Annotated in this window: 18 protein-coding genes and 2 pseudogenes; 11 read left to right on the forward strand and 9 right to left on the reverse strand. The window is 70.2% G+C overall.

Annotated elements, in window-relative coordinates; all coding sequences use genetic code 11:
- Positions 1-41 precede the first annotated feature (41 nt).
- The 6 genes from Asera_RS00370 to Asera_RS00395 form a co-directional block, all read right to left on the reverse strand.
- Positions 42-1,775, reverse strand: coding sequence for an ABC transporter substrate-binding protein (locus Asera_RS00370; protein WP_169745807.1), 1,734 nt, complete (start codon positions 1,773-1,775; stop codon positions 42-44).
- A 267-nt stretch (positions 1,776-2,042) separates the two neighbouring features.
- Positions 2,043-3,032: an ABC transporter permease gene (locus Asera_RS00375; protein WP_030444972.1), complete on the reverse strand. Its 990-nt coding sequence runs from the start codon at positions 3,030-3,032 to the stop codon at positions 2,043-2,045.
- Positions 3,033-3,179: 147 nt separating this feature from the next.
- Positions 3,180-4,178, reverse strand: a complete 999-nt coding sequence (locus Asera_RS00380) for an ABC transporter ATP-binding protein (RefSeq protein ID WP_030444971.1) — start codon at positions 4,176-4,178, stop codon at positions 3,180-3,182.
- A 47-nt stretch (positions 4,179-4,225) separates the two neighbouring features.
- Positions 4,226-5,296, reverse strand: coding sequence for an ABC transporter ATP-binding protein (locus Asera_RS00385; RefSeq protein WP_030444970.1), 1,071 nt, complete (start codon positions 5,294-5,296; stop codon positions 4,226-4,228).
- Positions 5,297-5,368: 72 nt separating this feature from the next.
- Positions 5,369-6,358: an ABC transporter permease gene (locus Asera_RS00390; protein ID WP_030444969.1), complete on the reverse strand. Its 990-nt coding sequence runs from the start codon at positions 6,356-6,358 to the stop codon at positions 5,369-5,371.
- Between the two features lie 91 nt (positions 6,359-6,449).
- Complete coding sequence (locus Asera_RS00395) at positions 6,450-7,496, reverse strand: ABC transporter permease (RefSeq protein ID WP_084130996.1); 1,047 nt, start codon at positions 7,494-7,496, stop codon at positions 6,450-6,452.
- 345 nt (positions 7,497-7,841) lie between these two features.
- Between Asera_RS00395 and Asera_RS00400 the strand changes: the two genes are divergently transcribed.
- From Asera_RS00400 to Asera_RS00420, 5 genes and pseudogenes are all read left to right on the forward strand, one after another.
- On the forward strand, positions 7,842-8,135 hold the full coding sequence (locus tag Asera_RS00400) for a 4a-hydroxytetrahydrobiopterin dehydratase (RefSeq protein WP_030444967.1): 294 nt from the start codon (positions 7,842-7,844) through the stop codon (positions 8,133-8,135).
- Positions 8,136-8,463: 328 nt separating this feature from the next.
- A complete protein-coding gene (locus Asera_RS00405) occupies positions 8,464-9,285 on the forward strand; it encodes a hypothetical protein (protein WP_030444966.1) in 822 nt (273 codons plus the stop codon).
- Positions 9,286-9,310: 25 nt separating this feature from the next.
- Positions 9,311-11,464 carry a fumarate reductase/succinate dehydrogenase flavoprotein subunit gene (locus tag Asera_RS00410; protein ID WP_084130995.1) on the forward strand — a complete coding sequence of 718 codons (2,154 nt, stop codon included), beginning with the start codon at positions 9,311-9,313 and terminating at the stop codon, positions 11,462-11,464.
- A pseudogene (locus tag Asera_RS00415) lies at positions 11,465-12,241 on the forward strand (succinate dehydrogenase/fumarate reductase iron-sulfur subunit); the annotation flags it as partial.
- A gap of 128 nt (positions 12,242-12,369) precedes the next feature.
- Positions 12,370-13,305 (forward strand): cysteine peptidase family C39 domain-containing protein, encoded by a 936-nt coding sequence (locus Asera_RS00420; RefSeq protein ID WP_030444963.1) that lies wholly within the window; start codon positions 12,370-12,372, stop codon positions 13,303-13,305.
- A 146-nt stretch (positions 13,306-13,451) separates the two neighbouring features.
- Here the strand turns inward: Asera_RS00420 and Asera_RS00425 are convergent, their stop codons facing one another.
- Entirely contained in the window at positions 13,452-13,970 is a 519-nt protein-coding gene (locus Asera_RS00425) for a DUF1990 domain-containing protein (protein ID WP_030444962.1), read from the reverse strand.
- Positions 13,967-14,344 carry a (deoxy)nucleoside triphosphate pyrophosphohydrolase gene (locus Asera_RS00430; RefSeq protein WP_030444961.1) on the reverse strand — a complete coding sequence of 126 codons (378 nt, stop codon included), beginning with the start codon at positions 14,342-14,344 and terminating at the stop codon, positions 13,967-13,969. The genes Asera_RS00425 and Asera_RS00430 overlap by 4 nt, the downstream gene beginning before the upstream one ends.
- Positions 14,345-14,585: 241 nt before the next feature.
- On the opposite strand from Asera_RS00430, the pseudogene Asera_RS00435 reads away from it, so the two are divergent.
- Positions 14,586-14,876, forward strand: a pseudogene (locus Asera_RS00435) (4a-hydroxytetrahydrobiopterin dehydratase); the annotation flags it as partial.
- Positions 14,877-15,095: 219 nt separating this feature from the next.
- Here Asera_RS00435 and Asera_RS00440 read toward each other — a convergent pair.
- A complete protein-coding gene (locus Asera_RS00440) occupies positions 15,096-15,578 on the reverse strand; it encodes a VOC family protein (protein ID WP_030444959.1) in 483 nt (160 codons plus the stop codon).
- A gap of 179 nt (positions 15,579-15,757) precedes the next feature.
- On the opposite strand from Asera_RS00440, the gene Asera_RS00445 reads away from it, so the two are divergent.
- The 5 genes from Asera_RS00445 (at position 15,758) to Asera_RS00465 (ending at position 20,046) form a co-directional block, all read left to right on the forward strand.
- Positions 15,758-17,215: a CoA transferase gene (locus tag Asera_RS00445; protein WP_051801889.1), complete on the forward strand. Its 1,458-nt coding sequence runs from the start codon at positions 15,758-15,760 to the stop codon at positions 17,213-17,215.
- A 158-nt stretch (positions 17,216-17,373) separates the two neighbouring features.
- Positions 17,374-18,009 (forward strand): maleylpyruvate isomerase N-terminal domain-containing protein, encoded by a 636-nt coding sequence (locus Asera_RS00450; RefSeq protein ID WP_030444957.1) that lies wholly within the window; start codon positions 17,374-17,376, stop codon positions 18,007-18,009.
- A gap of 112 nt (positions 18,010-18,121) precedes the next feature.
- Positions 18,122-18,931 carry an ArsR/SmtB family transcription factor gene (locus tag Asera_RS00455; protein WP_244843677.1) on the forward strand — a complete coding sequence of 270 codons (810 nt, stop codon included), beginning with the start codon at positions 18,122-18,124 and terminating at the stop codon, positions 18,929-18,931.
- Complete coding sequence (locus Asera_RS00460) at positions 18,931-19,404, forward strand: hypothetical protein (RefSeq protein WP_084130992.1); 474 nt, start codon at positions 18,931-18,933, stop codon at positions 19,402-19,404. Before Asera_RS00455 ends, Asera_RS00460 begins: the two co-directional genes overlap by 1 nt.
- Positions 19,405-19,539: 135 nt before the next feature.
- Positions 19,540-20,046: a GNAT family N-acetyltransferase gene (locus Asera_RS00465; RefSeq protein WP_051801888.1), complete on the forward strand. Its 507-nt coding sequence runs from the start codon at positions 19,540-19,542 to the stop codon at positions 20,044-20,046.
- Positions 20,047-20,119 lie beyond the last annotated feature (73 nt).

A 20,119-nucleotide genomic window follows, 5' to 3' on the forward strand; every position in this document is an offset into this window, starting at 1 on the left:
GTCCACGAAGGACACCGGCCGCCGCCGGGAGACGGGTACGGCTACTTGAGGTAGACGCTCGTGTAGACGTTGGTACCCAGGTCGGTCGACAGCTCGACACCGCCGACCTTCGAGCCGGTCAGCGACAGGCTCTTGTTGTAGTAGACCGGGATGGTCGCGGCGAACTTGGACCACTCCTGGTCCAGCTTCGCCCAGTCGTCCGCGGACTGGTCGGACGGCAGCTTGCTCGCCGCGTCCAGCTTCTTGTTGTAGGCGTCGTCGCTGTAGTACGACACGTCGTTGTTACCGTTCGGCTGGATGCTGGTTCCGTCGGTCAGCACCGGCAGCACCGCCGCGCCGGTCGGCCAGTCGGCCGCCCAGTCGGTGATGTAGAAGTCGAACGGGTTGTCCTTCCGGCCCAGCTCGGTGAAGTAGTTCTCCGGGTCGACCGGCTTCAACACGATCTTGAAGCCCGCCTTCTCGAACGACTGCTGGATCGCCGGCGCGATCCGCTGGCCCCACGGGTTGTTGCGGTAGCCGAAGATCAGCTTCGGCTTCTTGCCCGCGAGCAGCTCCTTGGCCTTCGCCGGGTTGCCGCTCTCCCCGCCGTCGAACGTCTTGTAGTTCTTCCAGCCGATCACCGTCGGAGACAGCAGGGTGGTCGCCGGCGCGGCCAGCGCGTCACCGCCGAGGGTCTGGATGATCGCCTTGCGGTCCAGCGCGTACGCCATCGCCTGACGGACCTTCAGGTCCTTGACGTGCTGCGTGTTGACCGCGACGTAGTAGACGAACGGGCCCTGACCGCTGATCGTCCGGTCCTTCAGGCTCGCGTTACCGGTCACCTTCGGCACCAGCGACTGCGGCACGTTCTCCTGCGCCACCGCGTACTGGTCCGGGCCGGCGTCCGCGATCATCCGGTTGGTCTCGGTGGTGTCCGTCGGACCGAAGTTGTAGGTGATCGTGTTCGGGTACGCGTGCCGGATCGGGTCGGTCTTCGGGTCCCAGAACTTGTTGCGCTCCAGAACCAGCTTGCTGCCCCGGTTGTACGTCTTGATCTTGTACGGACCGGACGAGAACGGGTGCAGGTCGTACTTCGCGCCCTTGTCCTGCGCCTTCGGCACCGGGGTCGAGGTCGGCAGCTGCAGCGCGAACGGCAGGTCGCAGTGCGGCGCCTTGAAGTGGAAGATCAGGGTCTTGTCGTTCTTGACCTCCAGGCCCGGACCGATGTCGGCGCCGCCGTTGTAGGGGCCCTTGTAGGTCTTGTTGTAGTTGACGTCGTTCGCCAGCCACTGCGCCAGGTAGTGCGGACCCTCGGCGATCTGCGAGGAGAAGGACCGCGAGATCCCGTACGCCACGTCCTTGGCGGTGATCGCGGAGCCGTCCTCGTACTTGAGGCCGTCCTTGAGGGTGTACTCCCAGTTCATGCACTTGCTGCCGTCGAGGTCCTTGCCCGGCCCGGTCGCCAGGTCGCCGACCAGCGTCAGCTTGCCGTTCTTGCCCTGCTTGAACATCGTCAGGGTGCGCGAGAACAGCTGCTCCGCGGACATCGCCTGCACCACGTAGGTGCGCTGGCCGTCCAGGTGCTCGAAGTCGCTGGTCTGCAGGATCTGCAGGTCGCCGCCCTTCTTCGCACCGGCGACGGCCGGCGCGGGGCCCTGCGAGTCCTTCGGGTTGTTCGAAATACCGCCCGTGTTCTTCGTGACGTCGTTTTCGTTGCCGCCGTTGCCGCTACCGCCCGTGTTCTTCGAGCAGGCGCCAAGGGCAGCGACCACGACCATGGCGCCTACGGCAGCCACAGCCATCCTTGGTCGCATCACATAACCTCCGCAACCTCGTCGGCCGCTCGGCTGAAGCACGCTCGCACCGGCGGCGCTGTGCCTCCCCGGCGTACTCCCCCGATGGCACGGGAGAGGAACCGCCGACAAGGCTGTTTCACAGGGAACTTAGTCACATTGCCAGGCCAGCCGGTCACGAGCATGCAACGACACGGTCTCAGCGCGGCCTAACGGCTGCCCGGAACGGGAGCGAGAGGTCCACAGCCTCGCCCACACCGGGCAGCCACGTCAGCTCAACCGCACACGCGGATCGATCACCGAATACAGCATGTCGACCACGATGTTGAGCACGATGATGAAGAACGCCGCCAACAGCACCGTTGCCATCACCACCGGGAGGTTCAGGTCGTTCACCGCCTGCACCGCGGTGCGGCCCAGGCCGTTGACGCCGAACACCGTTTCGGTGATCACCGCCCCGCCCAGCGACGCGCCGAAGTAGAGCCCGGCGGTGGTGACGATCGGTGTGATCGCGGCCCGCAACGCGTGCCGGCCGTACACCTTCCACTTGGTCAGGCCCTTGGCCCGGGCGGTCCGGACGAAGTCCTCCGACAGCGTCTCCAGCATCTGCGCCCGAGACAGCCGGGCGAAGATCGCCGAGTTCAGGAAGCCCAGCGTCAGCCAGGGCAGCAGCATCTGCACGAGCCACTGGCCGGGATCGTCGAACGGCGACGTGTACCCCGGGTTGGGTAGCAGGTGCATCGTGTAGACGAAGATCAACAAGAGGATCGGGCCGAAGAAGTAGATCTGCATCGACGCACCGACCAGGCTCACGCCCACCGCCGCCTTGTCGAACGCGGTGCCCCGGCGCAATGCCGAGATCATCCCCAGGCCGACCCCGAGCACCAGCTGCAGCACCGTCGCGCCGACCACGATCGACACCGTCACCGGCAGGGTGCGTCCGATGATGTCGGTGACCGGCTCGTTGGTGCGGAACGAGAAGCCCAGGCACGGCGCCGGGCACTTCAGCGCGAGCTCGCCCGTGCCGTACGTCCGGCCGGCGACCATGCCCTTCATGAACTCGCCGTACTGCACGTAGGTGGGCTTGTCGAGGCCGAGCCGCTGCTCGGTCTGCGCGATCGCGTGCGCGTCGCACTGCTTGCCGCACATGACGTACGCGGGCGAGGTGGGCACCGCGAAGAACAGGATGAACGTGATGACACTGACCGCGAACAGCGACAGTATCGCCAACAGAACACGCTTGACCAGGTACCGAATCATTGCCGACACCCCGTATGGCAGGTTGCCAGGACGCACCAAGGCTAGACATAACCCAGAAGGCATGGGTCACGACAAAGACACGAAGGCGTACCACATGCGACGGCGCCCGTACCTGTGGGGTACGGGCGCCGTCGTCGGGTGCGTGGGTCAGGCGAGCGGGCCGGTCTCCGGGAAGTGGCAGGCCACCTGCTGACCGGTACCGATCTGCAGCAACGGCGGCTCCACCTCGGCGCACTTGGGCTGCGCCTTCCAGCACCGGGTGCGGAACCGGCAGCCGGACGGCGGGTTCAGCGGGGTGGGCACGTCGCCCTCCAGCCGGATGCGCTCCCGGCCCTTCTCCCCGATCTTCGTCACGTCCGGCACCGCCGACAGCAGCGCCCGGGTGTACGGGTGGGCGGGCTCCTCGTAGATCTGGTGCCGGTCGCCGATCTCCACCATCTTGCCCAGGTACATCACGCCGATGCGCTGGCAGAAGTGCCGGACCACGGCCAGGTCGTGCGCGATGAACACGAACGCCAGGTCGAACTCGCGCTGCAGATCGCGCAGCAGGTTGATCACCTGCGCCTGGATCGACACGTCCAGCGCGGACACCGGCTCGTCGGCCACGATCAGCTTGGGCCGCAACGCGAGCGCCCGGGCGATCCCGATGCGCTGCCGCTGACCGCCGGAGAACTCGTGCGGGTAGCGGTTGTAGTGCTCCGGGTTCAGGCCGACCGTCTCCAGCAGCTCCTGCACCCGCTTCTTCACCCCGCCGGGTGGGTTGATCCCGTTGACCTGCAACGGCATCGCCACGATCTTGCCGACCGTGTGCCGCGGGTTCAACGACGAGTACGGGTCCTGGAAGATGATCTGCAGGTCGTGCCGCAGCGACCGCATCTGCGACCGGTTGTACCGGGTGATGTCGCGGTCCTCGAACACGATCTTGCCGGCGGTCGACTCCAGCAGCTTGACCACCATCCGGCCGGTGGTCGTCTTGCCGCAGCCGGACTCGCCGACCAGGCCGAGCGTCTCGCCGCGGTCGACGCTGAAGTCGACCCCGTCGACGGCGCGCACCAGCGCCTTGGTGCCGAAGGCGCCCTGCTTGACCGGGAAGTGCTTGGCCAGCCCCTCCACCGTGAGCAGGGGGGACGAGCTACGCGGCGCCACCGCCGCCGGCGCGGCCTGGCTGCCAGGCTCGAAGGTCTGCTCGCTCACTACTCGGCTCCCAGCTTGATCTCTTCGGCGTAGATGCGCCGGCGCTCGTTCTCCGGCAGGTGGCAGGCCACCACGTGGCCCTCCTGCGCGGTCGGGAGCAGCTCCGGCACCTCGAGGTCACACGGGCCGCCACCGATCATCCGGTACGCGCAGCGCGGGTGGAACGCGCAGCCGGACGGCAGGTTGATCAGGCTCGGCGGGCTGCCCGGAATCGGGTCCAGGTCGTCCTCGGCGTTGCCCCGCAGCGACGGCACCGACTGCAGCAGACCCCAGGTGTACGGGTGCTGCGGTTCGGTCAGCACCTGGTCGACCGAGCCGAACTCGATCGCGTGCCCGCCGTACATCACCATCACGTCGTTCGCGACCCGGCTCACCACACCCAGGTCGTGGGTGATCATGATGATCGCCGAGTTGAACTCGCGCTGCAGGTCGTCCAGCAGGTCCAGGATCTGCGCCTGCACCGTCACGTCCAGCGCGGTGGTCGGCTCGTCGGCGATCAGCAGCGACGGGTCGTTCACCAGCGCCATCGCGATCATGGCGCGCTGCCGCATACCGCCCGAGAACTCGTGCGGGTAGGAGTCGTACCGCCGCTGCGGCTGCGGGATCCCCACCCGGTCGAGCATCTCGATCGCCCGCCGCTTCGCCTTCGCCTTCTGGCCGGGGTGGTGCACCAGGTAGGCCTCGGCGATCTGCCGGCCGATCGTGTAGTACGGGTGCAGGGCGGACAGCGGGTCCTGGAAGATCATGGCCATGTCGCGGCCGCGCATCCGGCGGACCTTCTCCTCGTCCAGGCCGACGATCTCCCGCCCGTTGACGCGGACCGAGCCGGTGACCCGGGTGCGGGCCATGTTGTGCAGGCCCAGGACCGTCAGGCTGGTCACGCTCTTGCCCGAGCCGGACTCACCCACGATGCCCAGGGTGCGCCCGCGCTCCAGCTTGAAGGAGATCCCGTCGACCGCACGAACGATGCCGTCCTCGGTCTTGAACTGCACCCGCAGGTCGTCGACCTCCAGGTACGGCCGGTCGTCCTGAACCTCAGACGTCGCGGCCGACGATGCTGTGGCTGTCACTCTTCCTACTCTCTCTCCGGCGACCGTTGCGGTACCAGTCGTGCCCGCCGGGTGCCGGCGGGCACGGACCGGTCAGCCCAGCCGCACCCGCGGGTCGATCACGGAGTACAGCACGTCGACGATGATGTTCATGACGATGATGAAGAACGCCGCGAGCAACACGGTGCCCATCACGACCGGGAGGTTCAGGTCGTTCACCGCCTGCACAGCGGTGCGGCCCAGGCCGTTGACGCCGAACACCGTCTCGGTGATCACCGCCCCACCCAGCGCGCCGCCCAGATCGAGGCCTGCGATGGTGACGATCGGGGTGATCGCGGCCCGCAACGCGTGTCGGGCGTAGACCTTCCGTTTCGGCAGACCCTTGGCCCGGGCGGTCCGGACGAAGTCCTCCGACAACGTCTCCAGCATCTGCGCGCGGGACAACCGGGCATAGATCGCCGAGTTCAGGAAGCCCAGGGTGGCCCAGGGCAGAAGTAGCTGCGTGAACCATTGCGCGGGATCATCGAACGGTGACGTGTAACCCGGGTTGGGTAAGACGTGCAGCGAGTAGACGAAGATCAACAAGAGGATCGGGCCGAAGAAGTAGATCTGCATCGACGCACCGACGAGGCTGACGCCCACCGCCGTCTTGTCGAAGACACTGCCTCTCTTCAGCGCCGATATCATGCCCAGCCCGACGCCCAGCACCGTCTGGATGACCAGGGCGCCGACCACGATCGACACCGTCACCGGGACGGTGCGCTTGATGATGTCGGTGACCGGCTCGTTGGTGCGGAACGAGAAGCCCAGGCACGGGGCCGGGCACTTCACCGCGAGGTCGCCCGTGCCGTACGTCCGGCCGGCGACCATGCCCTTCATGAACTGGCCGTACTGCACGTAGGTCGGCTGATCGAGCCCCAGCCGGTGCTCGGTCTGCGCGATGGCGTGCGCGTCGCACTGCTTGCCGCACATGACGTACGCCGGGGACGTCGGCACCGCGAAGAACAGCAGGAACGTCACCACGCTGACGGCGAACATCGTCAGCACGGCGAGCAGGATCCGCCTGATCAAATACCGAGCCATCACACACCTTGCCGAGGGTTGTTCTTCGCGCCGTGCGGCGCCGGGCCATCCGTGCCGATCGCCGCGGCGGCGAGCAGGCTTCCCGGCGCTCTCATCGGGACGACTTCGGGTCGAGGGCGTCTCGCACGGAGTCGCCGAACAGGTTGAAGGCCAGCACCAGGATCAGGATCGTGGCACCGGAGACCATCGTGTAGAAGGGGTCGGTCTGCAGGAACGTCGTCCCGTTGTTGATCATGCGGCCCAGGTCCGGTGTTGGTTCGACCACGCCGATGTTCAGGAACGACAGGGCCGCTTCACCGGTGATGAACTGCGGCACGTTGAGCGAGAAGACCACCAGGATCGGCGCCCAGATGTTCGGCAGCAGCTGGCGGAACAGGATGTGTCCCATGCCGGCGCCGGCCGCCCGGGCCGCCTCGACGAACTCGCGCTCGCGCAGCGACAGCACCTGGCCGCGAACCAGCCGGGCCGGATAGGTCCAGCTGAAGCAGGCGAACACGCCGATGATCAACCCGACCCGGAACAGCGCCGAGACGTCACCACGCTCGCCGTACACCTTGTTCGTGATGACCGGGATCGCCGCCAGGCAGAAGATGAAGAACGGGAAGGCGAGCACCAGGTCGATGAACCAGTTGATGATCGAGTCGACGATGCCGCCGGCGTAGCCGGCCACGATGCCGATGACGATCCCGATCGAGATCGTGATGATCGCGGCCAGGAACGCGATCACCAGCGAGGTGCGCATTCCGTAGATCAGCTGCATCAGCACGTCCCGGCCGAGCTGCGGCTCCAGACCGAGCCAGTGCGAGCTGCTGATGCCGCCCAGGTACCCGAGCGGGTACCCAGAGGTGTCCAGCAGGTCGGAGTGCTGGTCGGTGGCGTTCGCCCCGTAGAGCTTGGAAATCAGTGGCGCGGCGATGGCCAGCACGAACATGATGACCAGGACGATGCCACTGACGAGTGCCACCCGGTCACGCTTCAACCGGATCCAGGCGAGTTGGCCCGGAGACCGGCCGACGATGGCGGCACCCGACGTACCCGCGGTGGTGTCGCCGCCCTCGGCGACGGGAACCTCACCGACCGCGATGCCGCCGCCCGGCGGCTCCGCCTGGTCGTGAGGACCCAACGGGGTCTGCGTCATCGAATCTGCTCCCTCCGGGCTGGACCGGATCCAGACTCGCCGAACCGCCTTCCTTCCGGCGGCTGGGGATCCCGTCCGAGCATGCTGCTGCGCCCCGACTTCGACGCGAAACTATCTATGGTTGGCGCCCGTTTTGAATTCCCGGCGGCATCAGGTTGGTAACAAGTGACCGGAACGCGTAACCGTGGGACACCGTGACGCAGGACAGACGCGAAGTTTCGCCCGTTCCACCCGGCCGGGACCGGCCGTCGGTACGACACCGGGGTCGGCTGTCCAGCCGATTCCCAGACTCTGATATCAGCGATCCACTTGCCTCCGACCGCCACGAGTCGCACCGTTGCGTACATGGGGACCCTACTATCCGCTCAGCAGGTCGCCGATGGGCTCCGGGCCCTACCGGCCTGGCACGGCGACACCACCGAGATTACGCGTAGCTACACCGCACCGGATTTCCTCTCCGGCATCCGCGCCGTCGACGCGGTGGCCGATGCGGCCGAGGCGGCCGGGCACCATCCGGACATCGACATCCGCTGGACGACCATCACGTTCACCCTGGTCACGCACGCATCGGGCGGAGTGACCGAAGCTGACCTGCGGCTTGCTGCGACCATCGACGAACTCCTCGGCACATCGGCCTGACGGTACCCAGGGGTACCGCCGGGGGCTCGACCGGGTACCCGGCGTCGGTCACTGTGCGTGGTCCCTCGCCGATTCCGCCCATGATCAACTGAACCGCCGGGGCCGTCCCGATCCCATGATCGTTACCTCGGGTCTTCCGATTCAGTTGTCAACGCGGGAGACTCCTGCGCACACACCGATGATCGCGCGGCGTAACGTATGGCCGCGTATGCACGCATTGACGGGCATTTGTCGGATGCGTACGAGGTACGGACAGTCCCTTCCGTCCGAACCTCGAAGTCGGCCGCCGCAACGGTGGCCCAACATCGCTGAGCAGGAGAGCGAGTCAATGACGACGACCGCAACCCCGCCGACTCGACCGTCCGGGCCGGGTCGGCGCGCGAACATCGCGGCCCGCACGCTGCGGACCGACCGGTGGTGGTTCCAACCGCTGATCACCGTGATCGGGTTGGTGGTCTGGGTGACCTACGCGGTGATCCGCGCGGCGACCCAGAAGGACTACTGGGTACCGGCCTACCACTACCTGACGCCGTTCGCGTCACCGTGTCTGAGCAAGTCGTGCATTCCGGAGGCGGCGCACTTCGGTCGCCCGCTGCCGGAGTTCCCGCCGGTGATCCCGTTCGCGATCATCACCCTGGCGTTCCTGCTCTGCTTCCGGCTCACCTGCTACTACTACCGCAAGGCGTACTACCGGTCGTTCTGGCAGTCACCGCCGGCGTGCGCGGTGTCCGAGCCGCACAAGAAGTACTCGGGGGAGACGAAGTTCCCGCTGATCGTGCAGAACTTCCACCGCTACTTCTTCTACATCGCGATCCTGATCTCGCTGATCAACTCGTACGACGCGGTGCTCGCCTTCCACGGCAAGGGCGGCGGATTCGGCTTCGGGCTGGGCAACATCATCCTGGTCGGCAACGTGGTCTGTCTGTGGATCTACACGCTGTCCTGCCACTCCTGCCGGAACATCACCGCGGGTCGGCTCAACCACTTCTCCCGGCACCCGATCCGGCACAAGCTGTGGATGTGGATCTCGGTGCTCAACGCGCGGCACATGATGTGGGCCTGGATCACGCTCGGAACGCTCATGCTGACCGACGCCTACATCGGGCTGGTCGCCTCCGGCACCCTGACCGACCTGCGCTTCGTTCACTAGTCACTCAAGGCGGCTGAGAAACATCATGACCGACATCGAACGCCACTCCTACGACGTCGTCGTCATCGGGGCCGGTGGGGCGGGACTGCGCGCCGCGATCGAGGCGCGGCTCGCCGGCAAGCGGACGGCGATCATCTGCAAGTCGCTGTTCGGCAAGGCGCACACCGTCATGGCCGAGGGCGGCGCCGCCGCCGCGATGGGCAACGTCAACCCGAACGACAACTGGCAGGTGCACTTCCGCGACACCATGCGCGGCGGCAAGTTCATGAACCACTGGCGGATGGCCGAACTGCACGCCAAGGAGGCCCCGGACCGCATCTGGGAGCTGGAGACCTACGGCGCGCTGTTCGACCGCACGCCCGAGGGCAAGATCTCGCAGCGCAACTTCGGCGGCCACGAGTACCCGCGGCTCGCCCACGTCGGTGACCGCACCGGCCTGGAGCTGATCCGTACCCTGCAGCAGAAGATCGTGTCGCTGCAGCAGGAGGACTACGCGGCGAGCGGCGACTACGAGGCGAACATCAAGGTGTTCGCCGAGACCACCGTCACCGAGATCTTCGGTACCGACGGGAAGGTCTCCGGCTGCTTCGGCTACTACCGCGAGTCGGGCGACTTCCTGCTGTTCGAGGCGCCGGCCATCGTGCTGGCCACCGGCGGCATCGGCAAGTCGTTCAAGGTCACCAGCAACTCCTGGGAGTACACCGGGGACGGGCACGCGCTCGCCCTGCGCTCCGGCGCCAAGCTGCTGAACATGGAGTTCGTGCAGTTCCACCCGACCGGGATGGTCTGGCCGCCGTCGGTGAAGGGCATCCTCGTCACCGAGTCGGTCCGCGGTGACGGCGGCGTGCTGCGCAACGCCGACGGCAAGCGGTTCATGTTCGACTACGTGCCGGACGTGTTCCGCGAGCAGTACGCGCAGACCGAGGAGGAGGGCGACCGGTGGTACACCGATCCGGACAACAACCGGCGCCCGCCCGAGCTGCTGCCCCGTGACGAGGTGGCCCGCGCGATCAACTCCGAGGTGAAGGCGGGCCGCGGATCGCCCCGCGGCGGCGTGTTCCTGGACATCGCGTCGCGCCGCTCGGCCGAGTTCATCCACAAGCGGCTGCCCTCGATGTACCACCAGTTCAAGGAGCTGGCCGACGTCGACATCACGAAGGAGCCGATGGAGGTCGGGCCGACCTGCCACTACGTGATGGGCGGCATCGAGGTCGACCCGGACACCGGCGCGGCGAGCGTACCGGGGCTGTTCGCGGCCGGCGAGGTCTCCGGCGGCATGCACGGATCCAACCGGCTGGGCGGCAACTCGCTGTCCGACCTGCTGGTGTTCGGCAAGCGGGCCGGCGACGGCGCGGCGTCCTACGTGGATGCGCTGACCGGCCGGCCGGTGGTGGCCGACGACGACGTCACCGCCGCGGTGCAGACCGCGCTCGCCCCGTTCGAGCGCGCCGGCGGGCCCAGCCCGTACGAGGTGCACGCGGAGCTGCAGCAGACGCTCAACGATCTGGTCGGCATCATCCGCAAGGCTCCGGAACTCGAGCAGGCGGTGGAGCGCATCGCCGAGCTGCGCAAGCGCATCGACACGGTCGCCGCACCGCCCGGCCGCCGGTACAACCCGGGCTGGCACCTGTGCCTGGACCTGCGCAACATGCTGATGGTCGGCGAGTGCGTGGCGCGGGCCGCGCTCGAGCGGCAGGAGAGCCGCGGCGGGCACACCCGGGACGACTACCCGACGATGTCGGCGGAGTGGCGGCAGGTCAACCTGGTCTGCACCGCGAACGACGCGGACGAGGTCACCGTCGCTCGCCAGCCGCTGCCCGAGATGCCGCGGCGGCTGCAGGAACTGTTCGAGCGGGGCGAGCTGGCGAAGTACCTGACCGAGGCGGAACTCGCCACGTTCGACCAGGCAACGTCCACTTCGGACGGTGCCGACGCGGCGACCGAGGCCAAGCCCGCCGCCGGAGCGAACGGCAAGGCGGAGGCGAAGCGCGCCGCCGGGGCGAAGGGCAAGGCCGAGGCGAAGTCGAGCGCCGCTGGTACGAAGGGCAAGGCCGAGGCGAAGCCCGCCGCCGGGGCGAAGGGCAAGGCCGAGGCGAAGTCGGCCGCCGGCGCGAAGGACGCGGCCGGGGCGGACACGACCGGGACCGACGACACGGACTCCGAGGGAGGCGAGAAGTAAATGGGTACCGAGCGCCACTTCCGGGTCTGGCGGGGCGACGACGAGAACGGCGACCTGGTCGACTTCGACGTCGAGGTGAACGAGGGCGAGGTCGTCCTCGACATCATCCACCGGCTGCAGGCCACCCAGGCACCGGACCTCGCGGTCCGGTGGAACTGCAAGGCCGGCAAGTGCGGTTCCTGCTCGGCCGAGATCAACGGCATGCCGAAGCTGATGTGCATGACGCGGATGAACACGTTCGCCGACGACGAGACGGTCACCGTCACGCCGCTGCGCACCTTCCCGGTGATCCGCGACCTCGTCACCGACGTGTCGTTCAACTACCGCAAGGCGCAGCAGATGCCGGCGTTCGACCCGCCGGAGGGCGTCGCACCGGGCGAGTACCGGATGCAGCAGGTCGACGTGGAGCGCTCGCAGGAGTTCCGGAAGTGCATCGAGTGCTTCCTGTGCCAGAACACCTGCCACGTGGTCCGCGACCACGAGGAGAACAAGCAGGCGTTCTCCGGCCCGCGGCTGTTCATCCGGGCGGCCGAGTTGGACATGCACCCGCTGGACGCGCGCGAGGACCGCAAGGAGATCGCACACGCCGAGCAGGGCATCGGGTACTGCAACATCACCAAGTGCTGCACCGAGGTCTGCCCGGAGGGCATCCACATCACCGACAACGCGATCATCCCGATGAAGGAGCGCGTCGTCGACCGGCGGTACGACCCGATCTTCTGGCTCGGCCGCAAGATCTTCCGCCGCCCCGGCATGGCCGAGGATCCGGCCAAGGGCCGCCGCGGCTGACGCCGCCGCGCACCGACTCCGGCCGGCGTACCCGCCACGGGTACGCCGGCCGGAATTCGTTGCTGCGGCGAGACTCTGCTTGACCCTGACACCGTGTCAGCTGGTGTGCTCGGGGCATGACCAACTACACCGGCTCCGGGCCGTACTGCTACGCCAACTCGCTCGCGATGGTGCTCGGCGACGCGGCGCCACCGACCGGCACGATCGAGGTACTCACCGGCTCCCCGTTCGGCTTCGAGCTGCTCGGCGGCACGATGCCGCTGTTCGACCCGTACGGCTGGGAGCCCGAGACCGGTCTGGACGCGGCGATCGCCGCGCTCGGCTGGCGCTGCGAGTACAGCAACGGGGGCGACCCCGAGACGGCCAGCGCGGAACAGGCGTGGCAACGGCTGCGGAGGGCGCTGGTGCGCGGTCCGGCGATCGCCGGCGCGCTCGACATGGGCCTGCTGTCCTTCCAACCGGGCACACCGACCGAGGACGGCATCGACCACTACGTCGTGGTACTCGAGGCGGACGACGACCGGGTGCTGCTGCACGACCCGCACGGCCACCCGTACGCGACGCTGGACCGCGCGGCGTTCCTCACCGCGTGGCGCGGGGACCGGGTGCCCTACCTGGACACGTCCTACGTGCTGCGGTCCGGGTTCACCGCCGCACGGCCGTGCACCGTCGATGACGCGGTGCGCGCCACGCTGCCGGCCGCCACCGCCTGGCTGCGCGGTCGCGACGACCGCCCGGTACCGCCGGGCACGCTGGCCAACGCGGCGGGGCTGGAGGCGCTCGCCGAGCGGGCCGCCGCCGGCCTACCCGACGCGGTGCGCGGCCACCTGGCGTACTTCGCGATCCGGGTCGGTGCCCGCCGGCTCGCGGACGCGGCCCGCTGCCTGCGCGGGCTCGCTCTCGACGCGGCCGCGGACCTCGCGACCGAGCAGGCCCGGCTGGTCGGCGCGCTGCAGTACCCGGTGGTGGCCCGCGACGACGCGGCGGTCGCCGCCCTGCTGCGCCGCCTGGCCCCGACCTACGACCGGCTGGCCGCCGCGCTCGCCCACTGAGCCGCCCCGCGACGGAACCCGCCGCTCTCCTGCCGCCGCGCCCGCTCCACGCCTCGAACCGCGAACCGCGAACCGGACCACGATCGGCGACTCGGGGTGCGAGCCGGCGCCGCGGCAGTTCGTGGCCGGCCCCGGGCGGGTGGGGATCAGCCGGCGGCGAGGGCACGGGCGGCGGCGACGTACCGGTCGGTGACCCGGTCCTGCAGCCAGCGGGCCGGCGCGGCGCCGAGCCGCGCGTACCAGGCGGCCGGGCGGCTGAACGCGGCGATGGTGAACACCACGTCGTCGGTACCGGTCCACTCGACCAGGAACGACTCCTCGCCCCGCTCCGGATGGCCGGGAAGGGTGCCGAACCCGAACCCGTACCGGTCGGGTTCCTCGACGTACCAGACGATCCGGCAGGGCGCCGCGATCCGCAGCGGCCCCAGCCGGATGCCGGTGACGAACTGGACGCCCAGCGCCGGCCGGTCCGCCTCGGTACGCACCGTCAGGCCCGCGTCGCGGTGGATCCGCCAGTCCGCCATCGCGGCCGCGACCGCGTGGTACACCTCGGGCCCGGCGCCGAGCCGCTCGGTGCGCCGGACGTGCCGGTACCCGCTCGGGAGCGCGCCGCCGGCGGTGGCACCGACCTCCGGGTACGTCAGCGGCGCCGGGTCGGCGCTCATCCGGTCAGGTGTGGCGCCAGGGCCGCCGCGAGCGGCGCGTCGGCCGGCAGCCACGGCACCGAGTCGAGCTCGTCGGCGGCGAGCCAGCGCACCTCCAGGTGCTCCAGCGCGCGCGGCTCGCCGGCGAGCAGTTCGGCCAGGTAGAGCCGGAGCACCGCACCGTTGACCATCGTGACGTCGGCGCCGAGCCGGTCGCCGACGACGATCCGGACACCGAGTTCCTCGACGCACTCGCGGACCAGCGCGTCCGGTTCGGTCTCGCCCGGGTCGACCTTGCCGCCGGGAAACTCCCACCGGCCGGCCGCCGCGGGCGGCGTCGCGCGCTGCGCGGCCAGGACCCGACCGTGCCGGATGATCGCCGCGCCGACGACGATCTGTGGACCGTCGACGGCGGGGAGTGGGACGGCCGGGTCCGGCCGCGGTGTGCTGGTCACGTTCCAGAAGAGTGCCAGATTTCCTCGGGTGCGACGAGGAACTCTGCACTCATTCGAGCGTTCTGACCGAAAAGTGGGCGTGGACATCACGGGAAGATAACGGCAGACTCGAGCCACCAACCGGTGCAGGCGAACGATCGGCTGGTCACAAGCCGGCGGCGAAACGCCTCGAAGGGGCCGTATGTCCACACTCAATGACGAGATCGTGCGCGAAGCACTCGCACAACTGGACGGATGGCAGGGAGACCGACGCGGTATCCACCGCACCCTGGAGATCACGGATTCCGAACACGCGGAACTGACCGAACGCATCAAGGTCGTGGCGGACGCCATGCGCCTGCGACCCGACCTGCACCGCGCCGGCGACCACACCGAGATCGACCTCGATCCGGTCGACGGCCACCTGCTCAGCACCGCCCAGATCGCGCTCGCGGCACGCATCGAGGCCGCGTACCGCAGCATCGCCGGGCCGACGTCGCCGGCCGGGCCGGAGCGGCTCGCGCAGCTGCGGCTGCCCCGAATCTGGCAGCGGTGGCGACGCCACGCCGGCGGCTCGGTCGCCGACCCCAACTGACCGACGTTGCGCGGCCCCGCCCCTCCGGCGGGGCCGCGCCGTCGTGCCCGGCCGGAAGCCCGCGAGGCGCGCCCGGCCGTCACACCTCGTTCGGAAGCCCGCGAGGCGCGCCGGCCGTCACACCTCGTTCGAGGCGGCGCGCTCCAGCGCGGCGATGTCCAGCTTGTTCATCCCCATGAACGCCGCCGTCACCCGGTTCGCCACCGTCTGATCGGGGTGCTCCAGCAGCTTCGGCAGCACCTGCGGCACGATCTGCCACGCCAGCCCGAACCGGTCGTACGCCCAGCCGCACGGCCCCTCCTTGCCGCCGTCGGTCAACGCCGCCCAGTACCGGTCGATCTCGTCCTGCGTCTCGCACAGCACCTGGAACGACACCGCCTCGGTGAACGGGCACTCCGGGCCGCCGTTGAGCGCCACGAAGCGCTGGCCGTTGAGCTCGAACTCCACCGTCATGACCGAACCGGTCTCCCCCGGAGCGGCTTCCGGCACCCGGGTGACACCCAGGACCCGCGAGTCCGGGAACACCGACGTGTACAGCCGCGCCGCCTGCTCGGCCTGCCCGTCGAACCACAGGCACGGCTGGATCGGACGAATAGCCATGATCCTCACCCTTCGATCCTCGATGTCCGCTCAGCAAGGCCGACCGCGGCCGCTGGCACTCACCGGTACCGACGAGCCGCGGGCGGCGCACTCATCGGTAGCGCTCCGACCCGGGCCGGCCGTTCACAGCGGGCGGCCGCACCACGCGAGCCCCCGGCCCGATCCCCTATGGTCAGCCCGTGGCCGACGAAGAACCCGATCTTGCCGAGACCCTGCTGGCGGACTTCCGCTCCGGTACCGGCGGCGACCCCGCCACGCCCGCCCCGGTGACCTGGGCGGGACCGGCGGAGACGCTGCCGGCACGGCTGCCGGTGACCGCGCTCGCCGCCGGTACCGTGGCTGCCGCGGCCACCGCCGCCGCCGAACTGGCGGCCACCCGCACCGGGGCGGCGCCGCCGGCGGTGACCGTGCACCGGGCCGCGGTCGCCACCGCGTTCACCAGCGAACGGCACCTGCGGTTGGACGGCGAGTCGCCCGGGTCGGGCTTCGCCCCGCTGTCCGGGTTCTGGCGCACCCGGGACGGCTGGCTGCGCACCCACGCGAACTATCCGCACCACCGCCGCCGGCTGCTGACCGCGCTGGACATCGCGCCGGAACTCGACGACGAGACCGCGGCGCCGCTGCTGCGGGCGGCGCTCGCCGAGCGGGACGCCGACGAGGTCGCCGCGACGGTCACCGCGGCGGACGGGCTCGCCGTTTCGGCCCGTACCGCGGCGCAGTGGGCCCGCCACCCGCAGGGCGCCGCGGTCGCCGAACTGCCGCTGCTCGCGCTGCGCCGGCTCGCCGACGCGCCGGCCCGCCAGCTGCAGACACCGCCCGGCGATCCGCTGCGCCCGGCCGCCGGGCTGCGCGTGCTGGACCTGACCCGGGTCATCGCCGGCCCGGTCGGCACCCGTACCCTCGCGCTGCTCGGCGCCGACGTGCTGCGGGTCGACAGCCCGCAGCTGACCGAGATCCCGGCTCAGCAACTCGACACCGGGTTCGGCAAGCGCTCCACGCTGCTCGATCTCGGCCAGCCGGCCGACCGGGCCCGGTTCGACGCACTGCTGGCCGACGCCGACGTGCTCGTCACCGGGTACCGACCGGGGGCGCTGGCCCGGTACGGCCTGGCGCCCGGCGACCTCGCCGAGCGGTACCCGGGGCTGGTCGTCGCGACGCTCAGCGCCTGGAGCACGACGGGGCCATGGGCGCAGCGGCGCGGCTTCGACAGCCTCGTCCAGGTCGCCAGCGGAATCGCCGCCGCCGAGGCCGATCCGGCCGGCGACAGGCCCGGTGCGCTGCCGGCGCAGGCGCTCGACCACGGCACCGGCTACCTGCTCGCCGCGGCGGTGCTGCGTGCGGTGGCGGCCCGGCACGCGCACGGCGGTACCTGGCACGCCGAGCTGTCGCTGGCCCAGACCGCCGACTGGTTGCTCGCGCACGCCGCCGGTGGCGCGCACGCCGCCGGTGGCGCGGACGGCGCCGGTGGCGCGCACGCCGCCGGGGCGGCCCCCGACCCGGCACCGTGGCTCGCCGAGGCCGACGCGCCGATCGCCCGGCTGCGGTACGCGCTGCCCCCTGTCCGGTTCGCCGGCGGTCCCGTCACCTGGGCGCAGCCGCCGCACCTGCTCGGTACCGACCCGGCCACCTGGGTCTGACGGCGCCGGGCAGCGCACGCACCTGACCCGGTCGAGCATCACCGCCTTGGCCCGGCCGCACCGGCTGCCGGGCCGCACCGCTTGGGCCCGGCCCGGCCACACCGCTGGACCGACGCCGTCGCGTACCGGCGTCGGTGGGTCGTCGATAGGTTGTCTGCATGGAGTCTTTGGATGCGGCGTTTCTCGGTGCGGGGCGTACGGCGCTGGCGCTGATCGGGCGCGACGAGGTACGGGACCGGTGGGACGAGCCGAGCGCGCTGGCCCGGATGAGCGTCGGGATGCTCGCCTGCCACCTCGGCCGGCAGCTGGAACGCACCCGGGAGATCCTGCCGCTCACCGGTACCGGCGAGCCGATCGACGACGCCGCCGAGCACTACCGGCGCGCCGCCTGGGTGACCGCGACTTCGCTGGACGACGAGTCGATGGACCGGACGACCGACGAGCGGCAGGCGGCCGCCGGGTACCCGGCGATGATCGCCCGGTGCGCCGCGGCGCTGGCCGCGGCGGAGGCGCTGCTGGTCACCGGTGAGGCGGCGGCGGTCGTCACGATCCCCTGGCAGGGCTGGAGCCTGCGGCGTGCCGACTTCCTGCTCACCCGGCTGGTGGAGATCGTCGTACACAGCGACGATCTGGCCCGCTCCGTCGATCTCCCGATGCCGGCGTTCGAGCCGGCCGCGTTCGCCCCGGTACTGCACCTGCTGGCCGACCTGGCGGCCGCCCGGCACGGACAGTCCACCCTGGTCAGCGCGCTGACCCGGGCAGAGCGCCGCCCGGACACCATCACCGCGTTCTGACCGGGGCGGGTGGCGAGTCCACCGCCGCCGCGCGAGCCGTCGGGTCGCTCGGACGAACGACGTGGCCGTTGCCGCGTTGACATAGGCAGGTATTTACCTGCATGATTTCGGGGTGAGCGAGACACCGATCGAACTGGACCTCGTGTTCAAGGCGCTGGCCGACCGCACCCGGCGGCTGCTGCTCGACCGGCTTCGCGAGCGCAACGGGCAGACCCTCGGCGAGCTGTGCACCCCACTCGGCATGGCCCGCCAGTCGGCCACCCAACACCTGGACATCCTGCGCCGGGCCAACCTGGTCACCGTCGTACGCCGCGGCCGGGAACGGTTGCACTACCTCAACCCGGTGCCGCTCCACGAGATCCAGCAGCGCTGGATCGCCGAGTTCGACCAGCCGCGCCTCGACGCGCTGCAGGCCATCAAGACCACTGCCGAGGAGTACGCCATGAGCGAGCAGCCGATCCCGACCTACGTGTACGTCACCTACATCCGGGCCAACCCCGACCAGGTGTGGCGGGCCCTCACCGACGCCGAGGCCACCGCACGGTTCTGGGGCCACGCCAACGTCTCCGACTGGCAGCCCGGGTCGGCCTGGGAGCACCGCCGGGTGGACGGCTCGGACGTCGTCGACGTCGCCGGTACGGTCCTCGAGGCCGAGCCGCCGACCCGGCTGGCCATCACGTTCGACGAGCCCGGCGCCGACACGCCCGGCGGCCCGTCGGTCGTCACCTTCCACATCGAGCCGCACCAGGACATCGTCCGCCTGACGGTCACCCACGAGAACCTCGCCGGCCCCGGCCAGCTGCGCGGCATCTCGCAGGGCTGGCCCGCGGTACTGGCCAACCTCAAGTCCCTGCTGGAGACCGGCGACGTGCTGCCGCAGGCGCCGTGGGAGATGGCCGCCGCCGAGGACCGGACGCACTGATGGACACCGACGCCCTGCGCCAGGCATACGAGGCGCTGCTCGACGCCGCGGCCACCATGGCCGGGCAACCGACCGCGCCGCCGCCCGGCGAGTGGGACGCCGACGAGATCCTCGCGCACCTCGCGCTCGTCGACGCCGCCACGCTCGCCCTCGGGTACGCGATCGCGGCGGGCAGTCTCGCCAGCTACGACAACCGCGTCTCGCAGGACTGCTCGACGCTGCGGCGCACCATCGACCGGGCCGGCGGCAACGCCGGCCTGCGGGACCGGATCCGGCGCCAGGGCGACGCGCTCTGCACGCTCGCCGGGCACGTGCTGCGGCCGGTCGAGCTGGACACTCCGGTACCGACGCTGCTCGTCTCCGGCGACACGGTGCTGGTCGACCAGCCGGTACCGATGCGGGACATCGTCACCGGCCTCGCCACCGACCACCTCCCCCGGCACACCGCCCAACTCCTCGCCCTGGCCGCCTGAACGAGCCCGACAACCGCGGTGTCCGATCGCCGCGGATCCCCGACACGGCAACGGATCGGCGTGCGGGCGGCACCGGGTGGACGGTGCCGGCACGAAACGGATCGACGGGGCAGCGGCGCGGTGCTAGACAGCGGTATGGCGATCGAACTGCGGCCACTGCGACACGAGGACGCCGCCGCCCAGTGTGCCGGCGAGGACGAGCAGACGGTGCGCTGGCTGACCGGCGGTTACGGCACGCTCGCCGGTACCCGGGCGCACTTCGATCGGCTCGCCGCGAACGCCGAGGCCGGGCGCGGCAAGCGCGGCTTCGGGGTCTGGTGGGACGACCGGCTGGCCGGCTACGTCGACTGCGACCCGGACAACCGGGACGGCCTGCAACCGGGCGAGGCTCCGGTCAACCTGTCCTACTGCGTGCACCCGTGGGCGCGCGGGCACGGCGTCGCCGTCGCTGCCGTCGGCCTGATCTGCTCGTACATCACCGACAACGCCATCGGTGAGACGGCGGCGATCCGGGTCGAGCCGGCCAACACCGCCTCGGTACGCGTCGCGGAGAGGTGCGGCTTCCGGCGCTGCCGCCGCTACCCCGCCCGGGACCCCGCCGGCAATCCCATCAGCTACGACCTCTACCTCCATGACCTCTGACGACCGCCCTGGCAGCTCGGCCGGGGCGGCGGCGTTCAGCGAACCTGGCCCCGGGACGGGCGGTGGCTGTTCG

The organism is Actinocatenispora sera (assembly GCF_018324685.1).
Classification (GTDB): Bacteria; Actinomycetota; Actinomycetes; order Mycobacteriales; family Micromonosporaceae; genus Actinocatenispora; species Actinocatenispora sera.

Coding starts and splice junctions, on each gene's coding strand:
- Asera_RS00375 (WP_030444972.1), bottom strand. CDS start 3,032: ATGATTCGGTACCTGGTCAAGCGTGTTCTGTTGGCGATACTGTCGCTG.
- Asera_RS00390 (WP_030444969.1), bottom strand. CDS start 6,358: ATGGCTCGGTATTTGATCAGGCGGATCCTGCTCGCCGTGCTGACGATG.
- Asera_RS00395 (WP_084130996.1), bottom strand. CDS start 7,496: ATGACGCAGACCCCGTTGGGTCCTCACGACCAGGCGGAGCCGCCGGGC.
- Asera_RS00400 (WP_030444967.1), top strand. CDS start 7,842: ATGGGGACCCTACTATCCGCTCAGCAGGTCGCCGATGGGCTCCGGGCC.
- Asera_RS00405 (WP_030444966.1), top strand. CDS start 8,464: ATGACGACGACCGCAACCCCGCCGACTCGACCGTCCGGGCCGGGTCGG.
- Asera_RS00410 (WP_084130995.1), top strand. CDS start 9,311: ATGACCGACATCGAACGCCACTCCTACGACGTCGTCGTCATCGGGGCC.
- Asera_RS00420 (WP_030444963.1), top strand. CDS start 12,370: ATGACCAACTACACCGGCTCCGGGCCGTACTGCTACGCCAACTCGCTC.
- Asera_RS00425 (WP_030444962.1), bottom strand. CDS start 13,970: ATGAGCGCCGACCCGGCGCCGCTGACGTACCCGGAGGTCGGTGCCACC.
- Asera_RS00440 (WP_030444959.1), bottom strand. CDS start 15,578: ATGGCTATTCGTCCGATCCAGCCGTGCCTGTGGTTCGACGGGCAGGCC.
- Asera_RS00450 (WP_030444957.1), top strand. CDS start 17,374: ATGGAGTCTTTGGATGCGGCGTTTCTCGGTGCGGGGCGTACGGCGCTG.
- Asera_RS00460 (WP_084130992.1), top strand. CDS start 18,931: ATGGACACCGACGCCCTGCGCCAGGCATACGAGGCGCTGCTCGACGCC.
- Asera_RS00465 (WP_051801888.1), top strand. CDS start 19,540: ATGGCGATCGAACTGCGGCCACTGCGACACGAGGACGCCGCCGCCCAG.